Raw genomic sequence first — 4,491 nt, 5'->3', positions numbered from 1 at the left:
TCGTACGCCCCGGGGTCGACCCCCACCCCCGCGGCCCACCGCCGCAACGGAGCGTACGAGACAAGAGCAATCCGCTCACCCGTCTCACTCCGCCGCAGACAGCACCGCAGCGGACTCCCGCCCTCCCCCTCCACGAACGGAACACACGCCCGCCCCGCGTCATCGACGTCACGGAGTTCCTTCAGCACACCCGGCTCGATCGGCCTCGCGGTATATGTCGTCATGCGTTCCAGAATCCCGCCCCCACCCCCCTCCCACCGGCGGTAAACGGACATCGCATTCCCCGCATCAGCCGTGGAAGGATGGCGCAACCCACACATAACGAGGAGATGACCGCGTGCCTGGCACAAACCTGACCCGCGAAGAGGCGCAGCAGCGGGCGAAGCTGCTCACCGTTGACTCGTACGAGATCGATCTCGACCTCTCCGGCGCGCAGGGCGAGGGAGGCACCTACCGGTCCGTGACCACCGTGCGCTTCGACTCGGCCGAGACCGGCGCCGAGTCGTTCATCGACCTGGTGGCCCCTGCCGTCCTCGAAGTCACCCTCAACGGCGACTCCCTCGACCCGGCCGAGGTCTTCAAGGACTCACGGATCGCGCTGCCCGGCATCCTGGAGGGCCGCAACATCCTGCGGGTCGTCGCCGACTGCGCGTACACCAACACCGGTGAGGGCCTGCACCGGTTCGTCGACCCGGTCGACCAGCAGGCCTATCTCTACACGCAGTTCGAGGTCCCGGACGCCCGCCGGGTCTTCGCGAGCTTCGAGCAGCCGGACCTGAAGGCCACCTTCCAGTTCACCGTGAAGGCGCCCACCGGCTGGACCGTCATCTCCAACTCGCCGACGCCGGAGCCCAAGGACGACATCTGGGTCTTCGAGCCGACGCCGCGCATCTCCACGTACATCACGGCGCTCATCCTGGGCCCGTACCACTCGGTGCACAGCGTGTACGAGAAGGACGGGCAGTCGGTCCCGCTCGGGATCTACTGCCGGCCCTCGCTCGCCGAGTTCCTCGACTCGGACGCGATCTTCGAGGTCACGCGGCAGGGCTTCGAGTGGTTCCAGGAGAAGTTCGACTACGCGTACCCGTTCAAGAAGTACGACCAGCTGTTCGTGCCGGAGTTCAACGCGGGCGCGATGGAGAACGCGGGCGCGGTCACCATCCGCGACCAGTACGTGTTCCGCTCGAAGGTAACGGACGCCGCGTACGAGGTGCGGGCCGCCACGATCCTGCACGAGCTGGCGCACATGTGGTTCGGCGACCTGGTCACCATGGAGTGGTGGAACGACCTGTGGCTGAACGAGTCGTTCGCCACCTACGCCGAGGCCGCGTGCCAGGCGTACGCCCCCCAGTCGCGCTGGCCGCACTCCTGGACCACGTTCGCCAACTCCATGAAGACCTGGGCGTACCGGCAGGACCAGCTGCCGTCCACGCACCCGATCATGGCCGAGATCAACGACCTCGACGACGTGCTGGTCAACTTCGACGGCATCACGTACGCCAAGGGCGCGAGCGTCCTCAAGCAGCTCGTCGCCTATGTCGGTGAGGACGAGTTCTTCCAGGGCGTGCAGGCCTACTTCAAGCGGCACGCGTTCGGCAACACGCGCCTGTCCGACCTGCTGGGCGCCCTGGAGGAGACCTCGGGGCGTGACCTGAAGACCTGGTCGAAGGCGTGGCTGGAGACGGCCGGCATCAACGTCCTGCGCCCGGAGATCGAGACGGACGCGGACGGTGTCATCACCGCCTTCGCCATCCGCCAGGAGGCCCCCGCCCTGCCCGCGGGCGCCAAGGGCGAGTCGACGCTGCGTCCGCACCGGATCGCCGTCGGCCTGTACGACCTCGACGACAGCAGCGGCAAGCTGCTGCGGGACGACGAGAACGGCCGTATCGAGCTGGACGTCGACGGCGAACTGACCGCCGTGCCCGAGCTGGTGGGCAGGCGCCGCCCGGCGGTGATCCTGCTCAACGACGACGACCTCTCGTACGCGAAGGTCCGTCTCGACGAGCAGTCCCTGGCCTTCGTCACCGAGCACCTCGGCGACTTCGAGTCCTCCCTGCCGCGCGCCCTGTGCTGGGCCTCGGCCTGGGACATGACGCGCGACGCCGAGCTGGCGACGCGCGACTACCTGTCCCTCGTGCTGTCCGGCATCGGCAAGGAGTCGGACATCGGCGTCGTGCAGTCGCTGCACCGGCAGGTGAAGCTGGCGATCGAGCTGTACGCCGACCCGACCGCGCGCGAGGCACTGCTGACCCGCTGGACGGACGCCACGCTGGCCCACCTGAAGTCCGCCGCGGCCGGCAGCGACCACCAGCTGGCCTGGGCGCGCGCCTTCGCGGCGACGGCCCGTACGCCGGAGCAGCTGGACCTCCTGGAGGGCCTGCTCGACGGCCGGGAGACCATCGAGGGGCTGGCCGTCGACACCGAGCTGCGCTGGGCGTTCGTGCAGCAGCTCGCGGCGGTGGGCCGGTTCGACGAGGCGGAGATCGCGGGCGAGTACGAGCTCGACAAGACGGCCGCCGGTGAGCGCCACGCGGCGTCCGCCCGCTCGGCACGCCCGACGGAGGAGGCGAAGTCGGAGGCCTGGGCGTCGGTCGTCGAGTCCGACAAGCTGCCGAACGCCGTGCAGGAGGCCGTGATCGGCGGCTTCGTCCAGACCGGCCAGCGCGAACTGCTCGCCCCGTACACGGACAAGTACTTCGCGGCGGTCAAGGACGTCTGGGACTCGCGCTCGCACGAGATGGCCCAGCAGATCGTGGTCGGCCTCTACCCGTCGGTCCAGGTCTCCGAGGAGACCCTCCGCAAGACGGACGAGTGGCTGGCCTCGGCCGAGCCCGGCCCGGCGCTGCGCCGGCTGATCTCGGAGTCCCGCGCGGGCGTCGAGCGCGCGCTCAGGGCCCAGGCGGCTGACGCGGCGGCGACGACCCGGTAGGCAGTACGCAGTAGGCAGTACGCAGATGGGGGCGCCCGGTGTGACACCGGGCGCCCTTCTTCATGTGCCGACCAGCTGCCGGGTCAGGTGCAGCATCGTGCGGATGTGCAGGGCGGTCTGCCGGTGCACCGGCACCCAGCGTGCGACGAAGGTGGTCTCCAGCTCCTGGCTCCAGTCGCGTACGAGGGTGTCGAGGGCCTCGGGCGGTTGGTCGAGGGCGCTGCGCATCATCGCTGCCGCGCGCAGGGGGATGCGGCGGGCGGCGATGCCGAGGGAGACGGAGTTGCCGACGGTGGTGGCGAGTTCGGCGTCGCCGAGGCCGTGCGCGTCATGGGTGTTCCAGGTGTCGACCACGCCGGGGCCGATGTCCATGAGTTCGCGCGCGGCGGTGTGGAACGGCAGCCGGCGTTCGTCCGCGGGCGGCCGGTCGGCGAGCGCGCCGAGCACCCTCTCCAGCTGTTTGGCGCGGCTGAGCAGGATCTCGGCGGCCCGGGAGATCTCCCGCTGCGGCCGGGTGACGGGGCTGGGATCGCTGACGCCGGCCACGCTCCAGAAGGGGGCCTCGACGACGGCCGAGACGGTCCCGTGCCGCATCGCGTACATCCAGGTCGCCTGGGAGGTGTAGCCGGAGGGGTCGCGTTCGTCGGCGGGGCTGCCGTCGGGCAGGACGAGCACGCCGGGGCTGTCGACGAACCAGCCCATGCCGTCGAACGGCCGGTACTCCAGCGGGATACCGAGCTCCGCCGCCACGGAACGGAAGGCACGCGGTGCCCCGGGTATGGGGCGGGTCAGCTGAAGGAACGATCCTCCTACTTCGACGCCGTGCAGGGAGAACTGGACCACGGGCCGCAGCTCGTCGATGAGCCGGGTCAGCGCGCGGGACTCGGGCATCGCGGTGTGCGGGTCCGTCTCCACGGGCGGGAACTCGGGCTGGCTCATGAACGCGGGCCGGTAGAAACCGCGGTAGTAGCCGTCCAACGTCGGCGCGGAGGCCGGGTGTCCGGCGAACCGGCGCTCACCGAGGGTCGTGCCGTCCGGGTCCAGACAGAGCAGGAAGTGCCAGGTGCAGCCGAGTTCGTCCAGAACCCGCGGGTCCCGTACGAAGTCCTCGGCGAGGGTGAGCGACGAGGCACCGCCGACCGGTTCGTTGGCGTGCGCGCCGGCCACGGTCAGTATCTGGTGCTCGCCGTGGCCTGCGGAGAGCAGCCACAGGGGCCGGCCGGCGCGGGACGTTCCCACAGTACGCAGACGCAACGTCCCGGGCCGCTCCGCGACCATCGCCCGCGCGCGCCACGCCAGCTCGTCGACGGTGGGATACGGGTTCCCCCGGCTGCGAGCGCCCTCTGCCCTCACGCCAACTCCTCACCTCGATACGGCCGTTGAGCGTCTCGAACAGGCGGTTCCGGGGGTCCGGGGAGCGCGCCCCGTCAAGGCTCGATGTGCCGGGTCGGGGTGTCAAGGGGCCCTTGGGGCGACGGCGACGGAGATCAACTTATGTGAATATGCCGGGTGCCTTTTTCACCCAGGCCGCGCTTGCCCGCCCCGTCCCCTGGGGCTCCGCC

3 protein-coding genes are annotated in these 4,491 nt (G+C 70.2%); 1 reads left to right on the top strand and 2 read right to left on the bottom strand.

Translation table 11 applies throughout. The features are described 5' to 3' along the window. A partial coding sequence (locus AOK17_RS49020) for a DUF1203 domain-containing protein (RefSeq protein ID WP_157881434.1) occupies positions 1-224 on the bottom strand: 224 nt, incomplete at its 3' end. A gap of 113 nt (positions 225-337) precedes the next feature. On the opposite strand from AOK17_RS49020, the gene pepN reads away from it, so the two are divergent. Further along, a complete protein-coding gene (gene pepN, locus AOK17_RS31215) occupies positions 338-2,929 on the top strand; it encodes an aminopeptidase N (protein ID WP_055615930.1) in 2,592 nt (863 codons plus the stop codon). 60 nt (positions 2,930-2,989) lie between these two features. On the opposite strand, the gene AOK17_RS31210 is transcribed toward pepN, so the two are convergent. Then, positions 2,990-4,282 carry a M14 family zinc carboxypeptidase gene (locus tag AOK17_RS31210; RefSeq protein ID WP_245697469.1) on the bottom strand — a complete coding sequence of 431 codons (1,293 nt, stop codon included), beginning with the start codon at positions 4,280-4,282 and terminating at the stop codon, positions 2,990-2,992. Positions 4,283-4,491 lie beyond the last annotated feature (209 nt).

Origin of the sequence: Streptomyces phaeochromogenes, from assembly GCF_001418655.1 — a bacterium.
Classification (GTDB): domain Bacteria; phylum Actinomycetota; class Actinomycetes; order Streptomycetales; family Streptomycetaceae; genus Streptomyces; species Streptomyces phaeochromogenes.
This window is presented reverse-complemented; position numbering and strand designations above follow the sequence as displayed.